Source organism: Rosenbergiella gaditana (genome assembly GCF_018494065.1).
Classification (GTDB): domain Bacteria; phylum Pseudomonadota; class Gammaproteobacteria; order Enterobacterales; family Enterobacteriaceae; genus Rosenbergiella; species Rosenbergiella gaditana.
Map to the genome: position 1 here is coordinate 1 of NZ_JABBFR010000026.1, position 20,696 is coordinate 20,696.

The 20,696-nt window shown below is 46.5% G+C and carries 18 protein-coding genes, 1 tRNA gene and 1 pseudogene; 8 read left to right on the forward strand and 12 right to left on the reverse strand.

The features are described from left to right. Window positions 1-306: pseudogene (locus HH682_RS13960) on the forward strand (IS4 family transposase); the annotation flags it as partial. A gap of 46 nt (window positions 307-352) precedes the next feature. Here the strand turns inward: HH682_RS13960 and HH682_RS13965 are convergent. From HH682_RS13965 to HH682_RS14015, 11 genes are all read right to left on the reverse strand, one after another. Beyond that, window positions 353-2,218 carry a DEAD/DEAH family ATP-dependent RNA helicase gene (locus tag HH682_RS13965; RefSeq protein WP_214238140.1) on the reverse strand — a complete coding sequence of 622 codons (1,866 nt, stop codon included), beginning with the start codon at window positions 2,216-2,218 and terminating at the stop codon, window positions 353-355. Between the two features lie 16 nt (window positions 2,219-2,234). After that, a complete protein-coding gene (gene yrbN / locus HH682_RS16155) occupies window positions 2,235-2,291 on the reverse strand; it encodes a protein YrbN (RefSeq protein WP_157725418.1) in 57 nt (18 codons plus the stop codon). 102 nt (window positions 2,292-2,393) lie between these two features. After that, complete coding sequence (nlpI, locus tag HH682_RS13975; RefSeq protein ID WP_214238141.1) at window positions 2,394-3,278, reverse strand: lipoprotein NlpI; 885 nt, start codon at window positions 3,276-3,278, stop codon at window positions 2,394-2,396. A gap of 116 nt (window positions 3,279-3,394) precedes the next feature. After that, on the reverse strand, window positions 3,395-5,533 hold the full coding sequence (pnp, locus tag HH682_RS13980; protein WP_214238142.1) for a polyribonucleotide nucleotidyltransferase: 2,139 nt from the start codon (window positions 5,531-5,533) through the stop codon (window positions 3,395-3,397). A 301-nt stretch (window positions 5,534-5,834) separates the two neighbouring features. Beyond that, window positions 5,835-6,104, reverse strand: coding sequence for a 30S ribosomal protein S15 (gene rpsO, locus HH682_RS13985; protein WP_048911407.1), 270 nt, complete (start codon window positions 6,102-6,104; stop codon window positions 5,835-5,837). A 106-nt stretch (window positions 6,105-6,210) separates the two neighbouring features. Beyond that, window positions 6,211-7,155: a tRNA pseudouridine(55) synthase TruB gene (truB, locus tag HH682_RS13990; RefSeq protein ID WP_214238143.1), complete on the reverse strand. Its 945-nt coding sequence runs from the start codon at window positions 7,153-7,155 to the stop codon at window positions 6,211-6,213. Beyond that, window positions 7,155-7,559, reverse strand: coding sequence for a 30S ribosome-binding factor RbfA (gene rbfA, locus HH682_RS13995; protein WP_214238144.1), 405 nt, complete (start codon window positions 7,557-7,559; stop codon window positions 7,155-7,157). The genes truB and rbfA overlap by 1 nt, the downstream gene beginning before the upstream one ends. Before the next feature lie 66 nt (window positions 7,560-7,625). Then, entirely contained in the window at window positions 7,626-10,304 is a 2,679-nt protein-coding gene (infB, locus tag HH682_RS14000; RefSeq protein ID WP_214238145.1) for a translation initiation factor IF-2, read from the reverse strand. Window positions 10,305-10,322: 18 nt separating this feature from the next. Continuing rightward, window positions 10,323-11,810 (reverse strand): transcription termination factor NusA, encoded by a 1,488-nt coding sequence (gene nusA, locus HH682_RS14005; RefSeq protein ID WP_214238146.1) that lies wholly within the window; start codon window positions 11,808-11,810, stop codon window positions 10,323-10,325. A gap of 24 nt (window positions 11,811-11,834) precedes the next feature. Then, on the reverse strand, window positions 11,835-12,287 hold the full coding sequence (gene rimP, locus HH682_RS14010; RefSeq protein ID WP_048911402.1) for a ribosome maturation factor RimP: 453 nt from the start codon (window positions 12,285-12,287) through the stop codon (window positions 11,835-11,837). 194 nt (window positions 12,288-12,481) lie between these two features. Then, window positions 12,482-12,558, reverse strand: a tRNA-Met gene (locus HH682_RS14015). A 412-nt stretch (window positions 12,559-12,970) separates the two neighbouring features. Between HH682_RS14015 and arnB the strand changes: the two genes are divergently transcribed. Genes arnB through HH682_RS14050 form a run of 7 tightly spaced genes read left to right on the forward strand, consistent with a single transcriptional unit; the run spans window position 12,971 to window position 20,309 of the window. Then, window positions 12,971-14,107 (forward strand): UDP-4-amino-4-deoxy-L-arabinose aminotransferase, encoded by a 1,137-nt coding sequence (gene arnB / locus HH682_RS14020; RefSeq protein WP_214238147.1) that lies wholly within the window; start codon window positions 12,971-12,973, stop codon window positions 14,105-14,107. Between the two features lie 4 nt (window positions 14,108-14,111). Then, entirely contained in the window at window positions 14,112-15,071 is a 960-nt protein-coding gene (arnC, locus tag HH682_RS14025; protein ID WP_214238148.1) for an undecaprenyl-phosphate 4-deoxy-4-formamido-L-arabinose transferase, read from the forward strand. 20 nt (window positions 15,072-15,091) lie between these two features. After that, window positions 15,092-17,074 carry a bifunctional UDP-4-amino-4-deoxy-L-arabinose formyltransferase/UDP-glucuronic acid oxidase ArnA gene (gene arnA, locus HH682_RS14030; protein WP_214238149.1) on the forward strand — a complete coding sequence of 661 codons (1,983 nt, stop codon included), beginning with the start codon at window positions 15,092-15,094 and terminating at the stop codon, window positions 17,072-17,074. Between the two features lies 1 nt (window position 17,075). Continuing rightward, entirely contained in the window at window positions 17,076-17,978 is a 903-nt protein-coding gene (gene arnD, locus HH682_RS14035; RefSeq protein ID WP_214238150.1) for a 4-deoxy-4-formamido-L-arabinose-phosphoundecaprenol deformylase, read from the forward strand. Continuing rightward, window positions 17,975-19,621: a lipid IV(A) 4-amino-4-deoxy-L-arabinosyltransferase gene (arnT, locus tag HH682_RS14040; protein ID WP_214238151.1), complete on the forward strand. Its 1,647-nt coding sequence runs from the start codon at window positions 17,975-17,977 to the stop codon at window positions 19,619-19,621. Before arnD ends, arnT begins: the two co-directional genes overlap by 4 nt. Beyond that, window positions 19,618-19,941 carry a 4-amino-4-deoxy-L-arabinose-phosphoundecaprenol flippase subunit ArnE gene (gene arnE / locus HH682_RS14045; protein ID WP_214238152.1) on the forward strand — a complete coding sequence of 108 codons (324 nt, stop codon included), beginning with the start codon at window positions 19,618-19,620 and terminating at the stop codon, window positions 19,939-19,941. The genes arnT and arnE overlap by 4 nt, the downstream gene beginning before the upstream one ends. Beyond that, on the forward strand, window positions 19,941-20,309 hold the full coding sequence (locus tag HH682_RS14050) for an EamA family transporter (RefSeq protein ID WP_214238153.1): 369 nt from the start codon (window positions 19,941-19,943) through the stop codon (window positions 20,307-20,309). The genes arnE and HH682_RS14050 overlap by 1 nt, the downstream gene beginning before the upstream one ends. A 288-nt stretch (window positions 20,310-20,597) precedes the next feature. Here HH682_RS14050 and HH682_RS14055 read toward each other — a convergent pair. Then, a partial coding sequence (locus HH682_RS14055; RefSeq protein ID WP_214238154.1) for an IS1 family transposase occupies window positions 20,598-20,696 on the reverse strand: 99 nt, incomplete at its 5' end.

A 20,696-nucleotide genomic window follows, 5' to 3' on the forward strand; every position in this document is an offset into this window, starting at 1 on the left:
GAGCTGTGGGGTATCTTACTGACTTATAACCTTATTCGTTACCAGATGATTAAGATGGCGTTCAGTCTGAAGGGGGAGTATCTACCGTACCAGCTGAGTTTTAGCGGTGCGGTATCGGAGATATTGCGGCTGTTAATAGGGCTGCCGTGGGCATCACCGGGCGCTATGCCAGGTCATCTGAAGCATTTTTACAGCAACGCAGCGATGCTAAAACTGCCCTCGAGGCGAGAACGGGAATATGCGAGGGAAGTAAGAGAGAAAAGGTCAAAATATCCCTTAAAAAATAATGCTGGCCACCTTAAGTGACCAGCATTAGCCGATAGGCTCCCTTGATAGTAATTATACGTGATAATTAACGACGTGATTCTTCACGGCGTCCACGATGACCTTCACCGCGGTTGCCTTCGTTACGGTTTCCGCCGCCAAAACGACGTCCACCTTCACGAGCACCACGGCCAGCACCAGCACCAGCGCCATCACGACCACCGCCGTCACGGCCACCACGTCCACGACGCGGTTCACCCGGTTGTGCATCACCCATTAACTGCATGTTCATTGGCTTGTTAAGGATACGCGTTTTGGTAAAGTGTTGTAACACTTCGCCCGGCATACCTTTCGGTAACTCAATGGTTGAGTGACCGGCAAACAGTTTGATGTTACCGATGTAACGGCTGCTGATATCACCTTCGTTAGCAATCGCACCAACGATATGACGAACTTCAACACCATCATCACGACCCACTTCGATGCGATAAAGTAGCATATCACCGACATCACGACGCTCACGGCGAGGGCGATCTTCACGAGAACCCGCTTCGCGATTACCACGGCGGTCATCGCTACGACGGTCGTCACGACGATCATCACGCTCACGGAATTCACGACGTGCAGGACGTGGTGCTTCAGTAGGAACGATTAATGAACGCTCACCTTGGGCCATCTTCAGTAATGCTGCAGCCAGTGTTTCCATATCAAGATCTTCTTGCGGAGACAACTTAGTCAACAGACCACGGTATAGGTCAAGATCGCTACTTTCTAGTTGCTGTTGTACACGCGCAGCAAATTTTTCCTGGCGACGGGTGCTTAACAGTTCCGCATTCGGTAGCTCAACTTCAGGAATCGTCAGCTTCATCGTGCGTTCGATGTTACGAAGTAAACGACGCTCACGGTTTTCGACGAACAGTAATGCACGTCCTGCACGTCCTGCACGGCCAGTACGGCCAATACGGTGAACGTAAGACTCTGCGTCCAATGGAATGTCGTAGTTAACGACTAAGCTAATACGCTCAACGTCTAACCCACGAGCCGCAACATCAGTGGCGATCAGGATATCTAGACGACCATCTTTTAAGCGCTCAAGCGTTTGCTCACGTAAAGCTTGGTTCATGTCGCCGTTTAGGGCGGCGCTGTTGTAACCGCTACGCTCTAAAGTTTCTGCCACTTCTAAGGTTGCATTTTTAGTACGCACGAAAATAATTGCGGCGTCGAAATCTTCCGCTTCTAAGAAGCGAACTAATGCATCACTTTTACGACCATAAGCAGTCCAATAAGATTGGCTGATGTCAGGACGAGTGGTTAAGCTCGATTGGATACGAACTTCTTGTGGGTTTTTCATAAAACGGCGAGTAATACGACGAATCGCTTCTGGCATAGTTGCCGAGAACAGCGCCGTCTGATGACCTTCTGGGATTTGCGCCATGATGGTTTCAACGTCTTCGATGAAGCCCATACGAAGCATCTCATCAGCTTCGTCCAGCACTAAACCACGCAGATTAGACAGGTCAAGGGTGCCACGTTTTAAGTGATCAAGTAAACGCCCTGGGGTACCAACAACAATTTGTGGACCTTGACGTAATGCACGCAGCTGTACGTCATAACGTTGGCCACCGTAAAGTGCCAAGACGTTAACGCCACGCATGTGTTTTGAGAATTCGTTACATGCTTCACCTACTTGAACCGCCAGCTCACGCGTCGGGGCTAACACCAGGATTTGTGGTGCTTTTAAAGTAGGGTCGATGTTATTTAATAATGGCAGCGAGAATGCTGCAGTTTTACCACTTCCGGTTTGGGCCATACCCAATACATCACGGCCAGCCAGCAGGTGTGGAATACACTCCGCTTGAATAGGTGATGGTTTTACGTAACCCAGATCGCTCAATGCAGAAAGGATGGATTCGTTAAGGCCTAGATCGGAAAAAGTGGTTTGAATATCAGTCATGTAGTACAAGTGCCTCTTAGATTGCGGCGGCCAGTCTACATAACTCGTCATGAAAACTTTCAGGTCTTTTCATTGATAAGTGTGAACCGGCTCAAATTAGAAGTTTTTGACAAATAAAACACCCTCATCCTAAAAGGATGATGGAAAGTTAATTCCTAGATGAAGAGTTTGTCAGCTATTGCTGGTCAGATTCTGATAAGTCGTCTTGTGCTTGGCCGAGTAGCGCCAGCTCCAACAATGCATATCGGTGCTCAACAAAGTTATTCACATTGTTAGCGACCGTCAGTTTGAATAACGCTTCTGCGTTATCCTTCTCCCCCAGACTTAGGTAATGTTTACCTAAATAGAAGTTGGTTTCACTGAGATGTTCAGCGAGCGAGGTGTTATCCGTAGCATCTTCCTGGAGACTCAGCATCAGCTGCTTTTCGCTGATTTTTCTCAGGTAGAATTCGACTATTTTCCATCCCCATTGCTCTCTTTTCGCTGCATTATAACGTTGTTGCAATGCAGAATTTGCTTTGTTGGCATCAATTTTTTCTTCCGCCAAGTAAAGCCATAAACTCCGAAAAGGGTCATTAGGATCGTCGTGATAAAACGCCAGCAGATCATCTTGCGCTAACTTGTACCGGCCACCGTAATAAAACGCGATGCCACGGTTAAGATGCGCATAATTGTAAGTTGGATCAAGTTCCAGTACAGAATCGAACGCTTCATAGGCAGCATCATAATTGCCTGCCTGCGTAAGATAAATACCTAAATAATTGAAGACTTCAGGCATATCAGGTCTTATAGACAATGCTTGGGAAAAATCGTTCCGTGCAAGTGCCCGTAAACCTAGACTATCATACAACACTCCGCGCTCATATAACAACTGTGCGCGTTCATCTTCTGTCAGTGATCGACTGGCAAGTATTTGTTCCATACGAGCAAGCATCACTTCTTGTTGCAAAGTAGGCTGTAAAGGAACGGCTAATACTTCGTCCTTACGCCAATTTGCGTTGCTACATCCAGCCAGCAACAAAGCTGTCGCAATAAAACCCCAGCGTAAATAAGGCTTCATTCTTCCACTCCCAGGTACCAGCATGCGGATGCAGTCAACTTTAAGGTGTCTCATTACTTTGACACCTTAAAAAATAAATCCTGCTTCATTATTGAAGCAGGAAAAGTATACGACAGTTACTCGGCGTCAGTTGCTGGCGCGTCGGTCGCTTCAGATGCTTCAACCTGTGGTTTTTCCACAGCTTCTTTCATGCTTAAGCGAACACGGCCTTGACGATCAATCTCTAGTACCTTAACCGGCACTTCTTGTGCCATCTGTAAGTAATCAGAGACTTTCTCTACGCGCTTATCGGCGATTTGAGAAATATGCACCAGGCCTTCTTTACCGCCGCCAATGGAAACGAATGCACCAAAGTCAACAATACGGGTCACTTTACCGCTGTAGATACGACCTACTTCGATATCTGCAGTGATCTCTTCGATACGACGAATCGCTTCTTTAGCTTTATCACCATCAGTTGCTGCAATTTTCACGGTACCATCATCTTCGATTTCGATAGTTGTACCCGTTTCTTCTGTTAACGCACGGATAACAGAACCACCTTTACCGATTACGTCCTTGATCTTATCAGGGCTAATACGGATGGTGTGAATACGTGGAGCAAATTCAGAGATATCACCACGGTGAGTGCCAATCGCTTCTTCCATCACGCTCAGAATATGTAAACGTGCGCCTTTTGCTTGGCTAAGGGCCGCTTGCATGATTTCACGCGTGATACCTTCAATTTTGATATCCATCTGCAGTGCAGTAATACCTTCACGGCTACCCGCAACTTTAAAGTCCATATCGCCAAGGTGATCTTCGTCACCAAGGATGTCAGACAGGACAACAAAGCGCTCGTCTTCTTTAACCAGACCCATTGCAATACCGGCTACCGCAGCTTTAATCGGTACACCCGCATCCATCAGGGCTAATGACGCACCACAAACAGAGGCCATGGAAGAAGAACCGTTTGATTCTGTGATTTCTGACACCACACGTACGGTGTATGGGAACTCATCTTGCTTAGGCATTACAGCCAATACGCCACGCTTAGCTAAACGACCGTGACCAATTTCACGACGCTTAGGTGAACCGACCATTCCTGTCTCACCGACTGAGTACGGAGGGAAGTTGTAGTGGAACAAGAATGAATCTGATTTCTCGCCCATCAGCTCATCCAGGCTCTGCGCATCACGTGCAGTCCCTAAGGTCGCCGTCACTAACGCTTGCGTCTCACCACGGGTGAACAGTGATGAACCATGAGTACGCGGTAAAACACCAGTGCGAACATCTAAGCCACGGACCATATCTTTTTCACGGCCATCGATACGTGGTTCACCGTTTAAGACACGGCTACGTACCACGTTTTTCTCGATCGCATGCAGAATGTCGCTGATTTCGCCTTCGTCTAAGCTCTCATCTTCCGCCAATAGTGTTGCGGTAGTTTCGCTTTTGATTGCATCAACCTGCGCATAACGCTGTTGTTTCTCAGTAATACGGTAAGCTTCGCTTAAACGGCTCTCTGCCAGTTCTGCGATACGGCTGTTAAGGCTTTCGTTAACCGCTTCTGGCTGCCAATCCCAACGTGGTTTGCCCGCTTTCTCGACCAGTTGTTTGATGTTCTCAATAACAACTTGTTGTTGGTCGTGACCGAAAACAACCGCGCCTAACATTTGATCTTCTGACAGGATTTCAGCTTCAGATTCAACCATCAGTACCGCATTTTCAGTCCCTGCTACGACTAAATCCAAACGGCTTGTCGCCAGTTCTTCAGCTGTCGGGTTTAAAACATATTGATCATTGATGTAACCAACACGCGCAGAACCAATTGGGCCATTAAACGGGATCCCTGACAGCGATAGTGCCGCTGAAGCACCGATCATCGCAACGATGTCAGGGTGCACTTGCGGGTTAACAGAAACTACCGTTGCAATAACCTGTACTTCGTTAACAAAACCTTCTGGGAATAATGGGCGAACTGGACGGTCAATTAAGCGAGCAATTAACGTTTCGCCTTCGCTTGGACGACCTTCACGACGGAAAAAACTACCCGGGATACGGCCGGCTGCGTAAGTACGCTCTTGGTAGTTAACCGTCAATGGGAAGAAGTCTTGACCAGCTTTCGCTTTTTTCTGGCCTACAACAGTAACGAATACACAAGTATCGTCCATGCTCACCATCACCGCGGCGGTCGCTTGACGAGCCATCATGCCGGTTTCGATGGTAACGGTGTGTTGACCGTATTGGAATTTTTGGATTATCGGATTAAGCAAAATCGTTTCCTTTATCGAGGAGTGTAAAGCAATAAGTCATCATTAATGTGATTGGTTTGCATCCTCGCGACTAATGATAAGGCTCTTCTAAATAATTAAGCCTTATCATTAGCCGCGCGAATCGTGCAACTTTCTTTCACTGGATAACAGTATAACACTGTCGTGCCTGTTACAAAATGGACAACTAATATTCAAAAAAAGGGGCCTTGCAGGCCCCTTACACACATAGTGCGTTGTAATCTTAACATTGATTCTGCAATTTGTATAAATACAAGGCAGTTTCGCGTAAAGATTTTTTATCTTAGCGACGCAGACCTAGGCTTGCGATCAGGTCAGTGTAACGCTTAACATCTTTACGCTTCAGGTAATCCAGTAGCTTACGACGTTGTGAAACCATGCGAAGCAGACCACGACGGCTGTGGTGATCTTTCTTGTGCTCGGAGAAGTGACCTTGCAGGTGAGTGATTTGAGCAGTTAACAGAGCAACTTGTACTTCAGTTGAACCACTGTCGTTAGCATCACGACCATATTTAGCAACGATCTCAGCTTTAGCTTCTACGCTTAGAGACATAATATACTCCAATAAATTTAAATGAATTCGAGCCGCCGATCTCTAATTCAGCGACTCACTTTTAGCGCAGACATTCTACTCTGCGCTACGCCATAGTGCAAACGCCTCAGAGAGGAAATTCCACTACTAAGCGTTTTGGGGCAACCCGCCCTTGGTCATCGATCTGCGCCATACCGAGAAACTTATCAGTTTCAGTTTCGAACACTCGAACTAAACCCTCACTGGGTGCACCTGCCACCTGAACCGCTTGACCTAATTTAAACCAATGGCTGCTGACTTGCGGTAAGCTCACCATGGGGTAAGCCGCGGCAGGGGTATCCATCGGTAATAATAATGGATCCAATTGCGTCGCAGCTGGTTTACCTGCTGTTTCGGCATCAGCAACCCACTGTTGCAACTGGGCTAACGTCACCATTTTTTCAGCAGGGTAGCGATCGACTTGAAGTCGACGTAACATACTAACGTGCGCACCGCAGCCCAATCGCTCACCTAAGTCGTCAATGATGGTACGAATATAGGTGCCTTTCGAGCAATGGATTTCCAGCTCCAACTCTTCCCCTTCCCAGCGAATGAATAGTAACTCATACACGGTAATAGGGCGGGCTTCGCGTGGCACAGTGATCCCTTGCCGTGCGTATTCGTAAAGGGGTCGACCTTGATGTTTTAAGGCAGAGAACATCGTGGGCACTTGTTCACTATCGCCACGAAAATGCTCTAAGGCTTGGTCAAGCTGTGCTTGCGTGAACTGGATCTCCCGCTCTTCAACAATATTACCATCGGCATCAGAGGTATCGGTGCGCTGACCCAATCGCGCGATCACGCGGTATCTTTTATCCGCATCAAGCAAATATTGTGAAAATTTGGTCGCCTCTCCAAGGCAAATAGGCAGCATACCGGTTGCTAGAGGATCTAAGGCTCCAGTATGGCCAGCTTTATTCGCGTTATAGAGTCTCTTTACTTTTTGTAGGACATCATTCGATGACATGCCTTGTGGCTTATCCAGCAATAACACACCATGAATATCGCGCCCGCGACGACGTGGACGACCCATTAGTCCTCCTTATCCTCACTCTCATCATCAACATGACGTTCGTTGTCTTTGTTAACGACGCTGGTAACGAGATTCGACATACGCATCCCTTCAACCAGTGAGTTGTCGTAGAAGAATGTCAGTTCAGGGACGATACGTAGACGCATCGCTTTACCTAGTAAAGTACGGATAAAGCCCGAAGCATCTTGGAGTGCTTTCACGCCTTGCTTCACTGCATCTTCATCTTTATCGTTTAAAAACGTCACGAACACTTTTGCATAAGCGAGATCACGAGAAACCTCGACGCCTGATACCGTCACCATCATGCCCACTCTAGGGTCTTTAATTTCACGTTGGATGATGACTGCCAGCTCTTTTTGTAATTCTTGAGCGACGCGCTGGGAGCGTCCAAATTCTTTTGCCATTTTTTCTTCCTCTCAAACAATTCGGGAGGCCAAAGGCCTCCCAAATACTGCTAGCTTCGCCAACAATTAATCGATAGTACGTTTGATTTCAATGATTTCAAACACTTCGATTTGGTCACCCGCACGGACGTCGTTGTAGTTCTTCACGCCGACACCACACTCCATACCGTTACGGACTTCATTCACGTCATCTTTAAAGCGACGTAATGATTCCAGTTCACCTTCGTAAATAACGATGTTATCACGTAGAACACGGATAGGATTGTGGCGCTTGATGATCCCTTCTGTCACCATACAACCGGCAATTGCGCCAAATTTAGGTGATTTGAAGACATCACGTACTTGTGCCAGGCCGATGATTTGTTGTTTGTACTCAGGCGCCAACATACCGCTCATTGCCGCTTTCACTTCATCGATCAAGTTATAGATAACCGAGTAGTAACGCAGATCTAAGCTTTCGTTATCGATAACGCGACGCGCTGAGGCATCAGCACGAACGTTAAATCCGACCAGAATCGCGTTAGACGCCGCCGCTAAGGTTGCATCCGTTTCAGTAATTCCACCGACACCTGAACCAACGATTTTCACTTTAACTTCATCGGTAGACAGTTTCAGTAAGGAGTCGCTGATCGCTTCAACAGAACCTTGAACGTCTGCTTTCAGTACGATATTCAGTTCAGAGACGTCGCCTTCAGTCATGTTAGCAAACATATTTTCCAGCTTAGATTTCTGCTGGCGAGCTAACTTAACTTCACGGAATTTACCTTGACGGTATAGAGCAACTTCACGTGCTTTCTTTTCGTCACGAACAACAGTCGCTTCATCACCTGCCGCTGGAACACCTGACATCCCGAGGATTTCCACAGGAATAGAAGGGCCTGCAGTTATCACTTCGCGGCCAAGCTCGTCACGCATCGCACGAACACGTCCGTATTCGAAGCCACACAGTACGATGTCACCTTTGTTCAAGGTTCCCGCACGAACCAGTACGGTTGCAACCGGACCACGACCTTTGTCTAGGAAAGATTCAATCACGACACCACTTGCCATACCATTACGGTTAGCCGTCAGTTCTAACACTTCGGCTTGTAACAGGATTGCTTGCAGTAAATCATCGATACCTGTACCCGCTTTCGCAGACACGTTAACGAACATGTTTTCGCCGCCCCACTCTTCCGGCACGATACCGAATTGAGTCAGTTCGTTTTTAACACGATCTGGATCAGCTTCTGGCTTGTCACATTTGTTCACTGCAACGATAACCGGAACATTCGCCGCTTTCGCGTGCTGAACCGCTTCAATCGTCTGTGGCATCACGCCATCGTCAGCCGCAACAACAAGGATTACGATATCAGTCGCTTGAGCACCCCGTGCACGCATTGCGGTAAACGCGGCGTGTCCCGGAGTATCTAAGAAGGTGACCATACCGTTATCGGTTTCAACGTGGTAAGCACCGATGTGCTGAGTGATCCCGCCGGCTTCGCCTGAGGCAACACGCGTTGAACGAATGTAATCCAGTAATGATGTTTTACCGTGGTCAACGTGACCCATGATCGTTACAACCGGTGCACGTGGCTCTAATTCTGCCGTTGTGCCGGTGTCACGGTCGCTCATTACCGCTTCTTCTAATTCGTTCTCGCGACGTAAGATAACTTTGTGGCCCATCTCTTCAGCCACCATCTGCGCAGTTTCTTGGTCGATAACTTGGTTAATGGTCGCCATTGCGCCCATTTTCATCATCGCTTTGATAACTTGTGAACCTTTAACGGCCATTTTGTTAGCCAGTTCAGCAACAGTGATAGTTTCGCCAATTTGAACGTCACGGTTCACAACTTGAGCAGGCTTGTTAAAACCTTGCTGAAGCGTGCTTTTACCACGCTGTTTACCTTTAACGCCACGACCTGCTGCACGCGCTTCTTCACGATCAGTCTTCGCTTCAGAGTGCTTGTTACCTTTCTTCGCACGAGGTGCTTTCGCGGTGCGTCCACGAGTACGAGCGCCTTCAACTTCACGATCGTTTTCGTCTTCAGCTTGGCGAGCGTGTTGTGAAGTGGTCACGTGATAGTCAGTATCCTCTTCAGTTTTCTGACTCGCTTTTTCCCACTCTTCGCCTTTCTCTTCAGCAAGACGACGCGCTTCTTCTGCTACACGTTGTGCTTCAGATTCGATTTTACGGAGCGCTTCTTCTTCGGCTTTACGCTTCAGCTCCGCGTTTTCAGCTTCGCGGCGTGCTTTTTCTGACTGTACGTCTTTATTCATAGTTTGATTCTGTTGGGTCACTTTATTTGATTCCACCGCCTGACGCTTAGCGGCTTCTTCCGCCTCACGTTTAGCTTTTTCTTCCGCTTTACGCTTCGCTTCTTCAGCAGCCCGCTTGGCTTCTTCTGCTGCCTGCTTAGCTTTTTCTTCCGCTTCACGTTGTGCTTGCGCTTCAGCTTCTGCTTGAGCTTTACGCTCTGCTTCAGCATCTTCTTTCACATAAGTGCGTTTTTTGCGGACTTCAATTTGTACCGATTTACTTTTTCCACCGGTACTCGGAACGTTAAGCGTACTACGAGTTTTACGTTGGAGCGTCAATTTACTCGACGCTGTATTTTTCTGATGAGCACGCAAGGTATCTTGCTCTTCTTGCGTCACAGAATCGTTATCGGATTTATGAATACCCGCATCAGCCAATTGCTGAACTAAGCGATCGACCTGAGTATTCAGTTGTGTTGCTAGCGCTTTTACTGTTACATCAGTCATGCTTTTCCTTCCTGTGTTTTATGCGTCGTCGCCAAACCAGCAGATATTACGAGCCGCCATAATCAGCGTACCGGCTTTTTCTTCGTCCAGTTGTTCGATATCTGCTAGATCGTCAACACCTTGCTCCGCAAGATCTTCCAGGGTGGAAACACCAATAGCCGCTAAGCGATTTGCTAAATCCGGCGTCATACCATTCAAGCCCAGCAGATCTTCTGCAGGGGGTTTAATGGCTCCGCCAGTAGCAGAATCTTCGGCTAAGGTGGTCAACGCAGTCTTAGCGCGTTCACGCAAAGCTTCTACCATCTCTTCGTCAAGGCCATCAATTTCCAGTAGTTCATCCACGGGAACATAAGCCAACTCCTCGAGAGAAGAGAACCCTTCTTCAACTAGCACAGTGGCGAACTCTTCATCAATATCGAGGTATTTAGTGAAGGTTGCAATAGCGGCATGTGCTTCCGCTTGATGCTTAGCTTGTAAATCTTCAACCGTCATCACATTCAGATCCCAACCACTGAGTTGAGAAGCTAAACGCACGTTCTGGCCATTACGACCAATAGCTTGCGCTAAGGTGCTGGCTTCAACGGCGATATCCATAGTGTGGTTATCTTCATCAACGACGATTGAAGAGACATCCGCAGGGGCCATTGCATTGATCACGAACTGCGCTGGATTATCATCCCACAGTACGATATCAATACGTTCACCGCCCAATTCACTTGAGACCGCTTGTACACGCGCGCCACGCATCCCTACACAAGCGCCGACCGGGTCAATACGCTTATCGTTGGTTTTTACCGCAATCTTCGCACGCGAACCTGGGTCACGGGCTGCGCCTTTAATCTCGATAACTTCTTCACCGATTTCTGGCACTTCGATGCGGAACAGTTCTACCAGCATTTCTGACTTAGAACGGGTGACGAAAAGTTGAGCGCCACGGGCTTCTGGACGTACTGCATACAGTACACCACGAATTCTATCACCAGCACGGAAATTTTCACGTGGCAGCATATCTTCTCGCAGGATTACCGCTTCAGCGTTGTTCCCTAAATCAAGAATGATGTTATCGCGATTCACTTTCTTGACGATGGCAGTAATAATTTCGCCTTGCTGCTCGCGGAATTGATCAACCACTAACGCCCGCTCTGCTTCACGAACCTTTTGAACGATAACTTGTTTCGCCGTTTGCGTCGTGATGCGGTCAAATGTCACCGATTCGATTTGGTCTTCAACATATTCACCAAGTTGCAGACTTTCATCTTCATAACGTGCCGCATCCAGCGTGATTTCACGAGTTGGCATTGTCACTTCGTCAACAATGACCCAACGACGGAAAGTATCGAAATCGCCGCTTTTGCGATCGATTTCTACACGAACTTCGATCTCTTGCTCGTATTTTTTCTTGGTCGCTGTCGCCAGCGCGCTCTCTAACGCTTCAAAAATTTTCTCACGCGGCAGGGATTTTTCATTCGAAACGGCTTCTACAACCGCTAAAATTTCTTTATTCATCCTGGTTAGCCTCAATCAGAACGTTTAAAAACGAGGGATAATGTTTGCTTTCTGAATATTGCTCAGCGCAAACACTTCGTCTTTGCCATCAACGGACAATGTGACCATCTCACCCTCTACAGATTTGATAGTCCCCTGCCATTTTCGACGATTTTGTACAGCGATACGTAATACCACACTGACATCTTGGCCAGCGAAACGTTCATAATGCGCTGCGGTAAATAATGGTCGATCCAGCCCTGGGGAAGACACTTCAAGGTGATACGCCACAGTGATTGGATCTTCAACATCCATGACAGCACTGACTTGATGACTGACATCGGCACAGTCGTCAACATTGATACCATTTTCGCTATCAATATAGATTCGCAGTGTAGAGGTGCGCGCCCGCACGAACTCTATACCTACTAATTCGTATCCCAGTGCTTCAACTGGCGCTGTAATCAACTCTGTTAACTTCTGTTCTAACGTGGACAAAGCCACCCCCAAGACATAAAAAAAGGGCTAACGCCCAGTATGACAACGCTTTTCTGATAATAAAAAACCCCGAAAAATCGGGGTTTTAATCAGAATCCTGTATGGGCCTGTCGAAGGACAGGAGCCATTTCCGATAGACATTTTTCTAAAACCCGTCGCTTAGCGACGTCGATTTGGAAAAAGAACTAGGAAAATGGTTGCGGGGGCCGGATTTGAACCGACGACCTTCGGGTTATGAGCCCGACGAGCTACCAGGCTGCTCCACCCCGCGTCCGAAAAACAGCTCAATATTACGCCTAGAAGAGGATAAAAGCAAATTTAACTGATCAGTCCATCTAGGACAATGCCGATTTATCGATATAAGAATTAATAGCGATACACGACTCAATCTTTAAAATAATTTAACTTCAGGAAAGGCATTAATTGGAAAACTTGAAAATAATTAATTAATTTCTATATAGCATTCTTTTTCATTTTCATACTTAATATCCACGAACGAAAGTAAAAAGATAATAATTGTCGAATTATTGCTTTTACCGCCACAAAAAAACTCTATAACACTTTCTCGTCGTTTATTTATCGTTTAAAGGAAAACTAACACTCTATCATCGCTAATTCACTCTCACATTAAATACATTGCGAGTATGAATTACCTTCACTGCTCGATATTTCAAGGATGAACTATGCGTGATTTTTTACCGTTCGCTAAACCCGCGTTCGACGAAAAGGAATTACTTGCTGTTAAAGAAGTTCTCGATTCAGGTTGGATTACTACCGGGCCGAAAAATAGCGAACTCGAGATGTGCTTCCGCCACTACACCGGTAATAAGCACGCTATTGCCGTCAGTTCTGCCACAGCTGCACTGCATATTAGCTTACTAGCCTTGAACATTGGGGAGGGTGATGAAGTCATTACTCCCTCTTTTACTTGGGTTTCCACACTCAATATGATCGAGCTGCTGGGGGCTACGCCTGTCATGATAGAGGTGGATCGTGAAACCTTGATGGTGACACCACAAGCCATTGAAGCCGCAATAACTGCCAGAACCAAAGCGATTATCCCAGTACATTTTGCTGGTGCCCCCGCTAATCTGGCCGCTATTTATGATATCGGTTTACGTTACCAGATCCCCGTTATTGAGGACGCTGCTCATGCTTTAGGCACCCGCTTCCATCAGCAAACTATTGGCGGGCAGGGTACCGCGATATTTTCTTTCCATGCCATCAAAAATATTACTTGTGGCGAAGGCGGTATGATTGTTACGGATGATGAGGATTTCGCCCAACGCGTGAAAAGCCTAAGGTTCCACGGCCTACAACTTGATAGTCCCTCAAGATTGCAGCCGGGACGCTCACCCCACGCAGAGGTGATACAGCCTGGATATAAGTATAACCTCCCCGATATTAACGCTGCGATAGCGTTAGTACAGATGCAGAAACTTGTAGTATTTAACCAACAACGGCAGCATCTCGCCGAACACTACTTATCCTTACTCGACGATCTGCCTTTGCTCCCTTTACAACGCCCTGACTGGCCACATACCCATGCGTGGCATCTGTTTATCGTGCGCGTCGATAAAACACTCTGTGGTATCGATCGCGATACCTTCATGGACAAGCTCCGTGATCAAGGGATTGGCAGCGGCCTACACTTTCGTGCTGCACACACCCACGCTTACTATCGTCAAAAATACCCGCACCTCTCCTTACCGAACAGCGAATGGAACAGTGATACTGTCTGTTCTCTGCCTCTTTTTCCCGGTATGACAGAAGACGATATTCTGACGGTTAGCCGTGTAATACACGATATTTTGAGGTAATAGCATGTCAACCAATTCTCCACTGACCCTTATATCGATTGTGATCCCTGTGTTTAATGAGGAACAATGCCTGCCCGAGTTAATCTCTCGTACCTTAGCGGTGTGCCAAAGCTTGGCTTACCCCTATGAAATCATCATGGTCGATGATGGCAGCCGGGACGGTTCTGGCCCACTTTTGAGTGATGCCGCCCTCAATACAAATAAGGCGATTACCGCGGTTTTCTTGAATCGTAATTATGGACAACACTCCGCGCTAATGGCCGGCTTTAGCCAAGCACAAGGGGATTTAATCATTACGTTAGATGCTGACTTACAAAACCCACCTGAAGAAATCCCCCGACTGGTTAACAAAGCGGCTGAGGGATATGATGTCGTCGGCACCATCAGAATAAATCGGCAAGATAGCGTTTTTCGTAAAACAGCCTCTCGCGTCATTAATCAATTAATCCAGCGTTCAACCGGTCAAGGAATAGGTGATTACGGGTGTATGTTGCGCGCCTATCGTCGTCATATCGTCGATGCCATGCTGACCTGTCATGAACGGAGCACCTTTGTTCCTCTGCTCGCGAATACCTTCGCCCAAAAGGTTGTCGATATCCCGGTTAACCATGCAGAAAGGGAGTTTGGCCACTCAAAATACACAACAATGCGGCTTATCAACCTAATGTATGATCTCGTCACCTGTATGACGACGACACCCCTAAGGCTACTCAGTATTCTTGGGAGCGTTATTGCCCTAATGGGCTTCTTATTTTCTATTTTTTTGATCGCCATGAGAATTATTCTGGGTCCACAGTGGTCAGCCGAAGGGGTATTTATCCTTTTCGCATTATTATTTATTTTTATTGGTGCACAGTTTATTGGAATGGGATTACTCGGCGAATATATAGGCCGAATTTATCATGATGTAAGGGCTCGACCTCGATACTTTATTCAACGGATTGAGACAACGGATAAGAAATAATAATTAAAGGAATAATATTAATGAAAGCTATCGTTTTTGCGTATCATGATATTGGTTACACGGGAATAATGTCTTTACTTTCAGCCGGAATGACTATCGAAGCTATATTTACACATACTGATAGCGCTGATGAAGTGATCTTTTATCGTTCCGTCGCAAAATTAGCCGCGGAGAAAGGTATTCCAATTTATGCACCAGAGAATGTTAATCATCCATTATGGATTGAAAAAATAAAGCAATTTAACGCTGATATTATTTTTTCATTTTATTACCGCCAACTGATTAGTAAGGTAATTATTGACAGTGTACCGTGCGGAGCATTCAACCTACACGGGTCATTGCTGCCAAAGTATCGGGGTTGTGCCCCATTAAATTGGGTGATAGCCAACGGCGAGTCGGAAACAGGAATGACCCTCCACCGTATGGTAGAGCGGGCGGATGCTGGAGATATCATTGCTCAACATCGCATATCGATTGAAGAGAGTGATACCGCCCTGACACTCCACCATAAATTATGTCTGCTGGCTCAAACTCTTTTGCAACAAATCTTACCCTGCCTTATTCAAGGAACAATTACCGCCACCCCACAAGATGAGTCACAGGCGACTTATTATCGCCGTAGAAATAAACAGGATGGGCGACTTAACTGGCACAAATCTGCCGATGAACTGCATAATTTAGTCAGAGCGGTAACGCAACCATGGCCTGGAGCATTGAGTTATGCTGGGAACCAACCCCTTATTATTTGGCAATCGGCGGTCTGTCAGGTAATTCATCAGTCGACACCCGGTACCGTACTATCCCTCTCGCCGCTTCGTATTGCTTGCCAGCAAAATGCCCTCGATATTATCACTGGTCAGACACCGCAAGGGCTCTATATGCAAGGCGCTCAATTAGCTGAACATTTAGGTTTGGTCGTGGGTTCTCGTTTACACCATACTCCACCTGAAAAAAAGAAGAGGCTAACAAAAGTCCTGATTTTAGGCGTGAATGGTTTTATTGGTAATCACCTGACAGAACGGCTATTGGCAGACAATAACTATGAAGTATATGGCCTAGATATCGGTTCTGAAGCTATCGAACGTTTTCTGGACTCCCCGCGCTTTCATTTTGTTGAAGGCGATATCAGTATTCACTCTGAGTGGATTGAATATCATATAAAGAAGTGCGATATCATTTTACCATTAGTCGCTATCGCGACGCCCATCGAATATACCCGTAATCCACTGCGTGTGTTTGAGCTCGATTTTGAAGAAAACTTGAAGATTATTCGTCATTGCGTCAAATATCAAAAACGCGTCATCTTCCCCTCAACCTCCGAAGTCTACGGTATGTGTACCGATGAGGAATTTAACGAAAACCATTCTCCGCTAGTGGTCGGGCCAATTAATAAACAACGTTGGATCTATTCAATCTCAAAACAGCTATTGGATAGGGTGATCTGGGCTTATGGTGATAAACATGGCTTACAATTTACGCTATTTCGTCCCTTTAACTGGATGGGACCTCGCTTAGATAGCCTCGATGCAGCGCGTATTGGCAGTTCGCGGGCCATTACTCAATTGATTCTCAATTTGGTCGAAGGGACCCCAATAAAGCTTATCGAAGGCGGAAACCAAAAACGCTGTTTTACGGATATCGACGATGGAATTTCGGCACTATTTCGGATTATTGAGAATAACGACAAGGCTTGTGATGGAAAAATTATTAATATCGGTAATCCACATAATGAAGCCAGCATACGCCAACTGGCACAGATGCTATTAATCTCTTTTGAAAAACATCCTTTACGCCACCATTTTCCACCTTTTGCCGGGTTTAAATCGATTGAAAGCCAACAATTTTATGGCGATGGTTATCAAGATGTCGAATACCGTAAACCAAGCATTGCTAACGCGCAACGTTATCTCGACTGGCAACCTTCCATTCCCTTAACACAAACGATTGAACGCACGCTGGACTTTTTCCTCCGCTCCGTGGTCCTCAACGATGGCGAGGAATAAGATGAAACATGTCGGGTTACGCATTGATGTCGATACACTCCGCGGCACACAACGCGGGGTTCCTTCTCTCCTTAAGAACTTAGCTCGGCATCACTATACCGCGAGTTTCTTTTTTAGTGTCGGTCCAGACAACATGGGCCGACATCTTTGGCGACTCTTCAAACCGGCTTTTTTACTGAAAATGATCCGTTCCCGCGCAGCGACACTTTATGGTTGGGATATTCTGTTAGCAGGAACGTGCTGGCCAGGAAAAAAAATTGGTCGGCGATGCGAGACTATTATTCAGATGGCGGCAAAGGACCACGAAGTTGGTCTACATGCCTGGGATCACCATGCTTGGCAAACCCAGGTCGAAACGTGGAGTGAAGAGCAATTATGTGAACAATTCGCCATCGGCTTAAACGAACTTTCTCGCATTGTTGGGCGACCCATTGACTGTTCTGCTGCGCCGGGCTGGCGGGCTGACCAACGCGTCATTGAGTATCAAGAGCGGTTTGGTTTACGCTACCATAGTGATTGCCGAGGATCGGAAATATTTACTCCTAAGCTTTCGTCATCGCATTTAGCGACAGTCCAAATTCCCGTGACATTACCGACTTGGGATGAAACCGTTGGACGGCTAGTCCCTGCAAAAGGCTTTAACCGCTATTTGCTTGATGCTATCCATCAGGCTAAAGGCGATCCGGTCTACACTATCCATGCCGAAGTTGAAGGCCTTGTTGCAGCGGATTCCTTTGCGCAACTGTTACAGATGGCTGCTGATGAAGGGATTCAATTCTGCCCCCTCGGTGAATTACTCGCGAACAAACCACGTCCTCTACCGATAGGAACTCTTATCCGCCAAACGATCCCTGGACGAGAAGGCTGGCTCGGCCATCAGCAGATAACGGACCAGCCATCATGAGTCGCTATCATTCTTCACTTCTGTTCCTCATGGCTATAATCGTTCTCTATTACATTATACCCATTAATGGCCGCTTACTTTGGCAGCCTGATGAAACACGTTACGCTGAGATAAGTCGTGAAATGTTGGCAACAGGGCGCTGGGCAGCACCGTATTTTCTTGATATCCGTTATTTCGAGAAGCCTGTTTTAGGGTATTGGGTAAACAATTTAGGCCAATGGTTATTCGGTGAGAGCTCTTTTGCCGTAAGATTTGGGTCTATCGCCTCTACATTACTTACCAGCTTGCTTCTCGCGCGCTTTGCTTGGTCTTTATGGCGCTGTCGTCTAGCCGCATATTTAACGGCAGTGATCCATCTAACCCTTTTCATTGTCTACGGGATCGGCACCTATGCCGTGCTAGATCCGATTGTTTCACTTTGGCTCGTTGCCGCAATGATGAGCTGTTGGTACGCTTACCAAGCGCCCGATTATAGTAAGAAAATCTTTTACTATGCGCTATTAGGCATCTGTTGTGGATTAGGCGTAATGACCAAGGGTTTTATTGCCCTCGCGGTGCCTGTGATAAGTGTCGTGCCTTGGTTACTGATTACGCAGCGTCGGGCCGAGGTCATACTCTATAGTTTTATCTCCATAATAAGCTGTTTGCTCACACTATTGCCTTGGGGCATCACCATTGCTCAGCAAGAACCTGACTTTTGGCACTACTTCTTTTGGGTAGAGCACATTCAACGCTTTGCCCACAGCAATGCACAACATAATGCCCCTTTCTGGTATTACTTTCCCTGCCTGATTGCGGGTTCGCTGCCGTGGCTAGGACTACTGCCCGGTGCTTTATTACATGGGTGGCAGCATCGACGCCATGAGGCCGGTTATCTCTTAGCCTGGACACTGATGCCGTTACTCTTTTTTAGCCTTGCAAATGGGAAACTTCTCACCTATATACTGCCCTGTTTCGCTCCCTTGGCACTCTTAATGGCACGCTATCTTCAGGAAAGTATTGAGAGTGGGCGGGCTATTATCAGAGCCACCGCGTGGATTAATATTTTGTTTGCGAGCCTAGTCATTATCGCGATCATGGTTGCCTCACCTTGGGGACTGCTCAAAAAACCTTTTTGGACAGATTCTGAGTCCATAAAGTGCCTGATTACGCTGTTCGCTTTTACAACCTGGCTCCTCTGTGCTTGCTTATCCCTAAAAACCTTACGCATTGGTTGGACATTAATCGCCTGCTGTCCATTAGGGCTGGCGCTAACCTTTTGGATGGTCATTCCAACCTCTGTATTGCTAACCAAAACACCACAATTTTTTCTGCAGCATAACGCTGATGCACTCCAATCGAGCCAATTTATTTTAAGTAATGATGTCGGGATTGCGGCCGGCATTGCATGGCAGTTGAAACGCAGTGATGTGATCATGTTAAAAAATCGTGGTGAGTTGGCTTACGGCCTCAGTTACCCCGATGCACAGCAGAAATTCGTCTCATTAGCCGAATTTCCAGCTTGGCTCGCAGCGCATCGTGCCGCCGGAACGGTTTCACTTTTCCTGAAAGTTGAAAACAACCTGCCGCTCCAATCCTTGCCTGCTGCTGACCACGTTATACAGCAAGGAAGGATAATATTAATGCAGTATCTCCCCCAATGACGGTCTGGTGCCAACTGCTAATCACCAGCTTATTGAGTGGCATCGCGCAGTTATGCCAAAAACAAGCGGCATTAAGTAAGTATCGTCGAAATTTGTGCTTATGGATGCTGATCGCATTAGGGCTATTAGCGCTCGCGATGCTGTGCTGGCTTCAAGTGTTACGTAGCTTACCCGTCGGCATCGCTTACCCCTTGTTGAGTCTTAATTACTTATGGGTCGCCTTGATGTCGTACTTACTGTGGCAGGAACCAATAGGTAAACAACAGTGGTTAGGCATCCTTTTAATCATTATCGGTACATTTTTATTGGGGAGTTCATAGTGAAAAAGTACCGATGGGTCATAACGAGCATTTTATTAGTGACCGTTGCACAAGTTTTACTTCGCTTAGCCATGCATTCTGATGCTAACGGATTTTCCGTAATATCGATTTTTCGTAGCAGACTAGAGATACTTTATTTATTCTTAGGCTTGTTCAGCTATATTTTATCTTTACTGAGCTGGACCCGAGCATTACGTAGTCTCTCCCTTTCTCAGGCTTACCCGTTACTTAGTATCAGTTACATACTCGTATGGGTAGCCTCATTATTTATTCCCAATGAACAGAACTTATTAAGTTGGCAAGCGCTACTCGGTCTTGGATGTATTGTGAGTGGTGTCTGCTTGATCGTGACCATCAAAAAAAATTAAAAAGAGCACACTTTGCCAACATTGATCGGCCACACTGCTCTCCCTCATCAATCCACCTATATTCATCCCCACCCATAGTATATGAGTTTTAAAAGGGGACTGAGTAAATAATCCATTGGTTGTATATAAAAAACACTCTTTTCTGTCAGGTAATTTTTATTGATCAGAAAATAATGACTTTAATCATAATCTCAAAACGCTCCCATGAAAAAATAACTCCATCATAAACACGTTACTTTTTTACAAGAATGAGGATGGAATATATGGGAAATGCGGTAATGACTCCAATTAGTAGAATATATATTTTTCGATGAAGGCCCCGATGACTTTTTCATGTAGCTCTATTGTGCGTGAGAAGCAGATTGTTTTTCGGGCTAAACGCTTGAT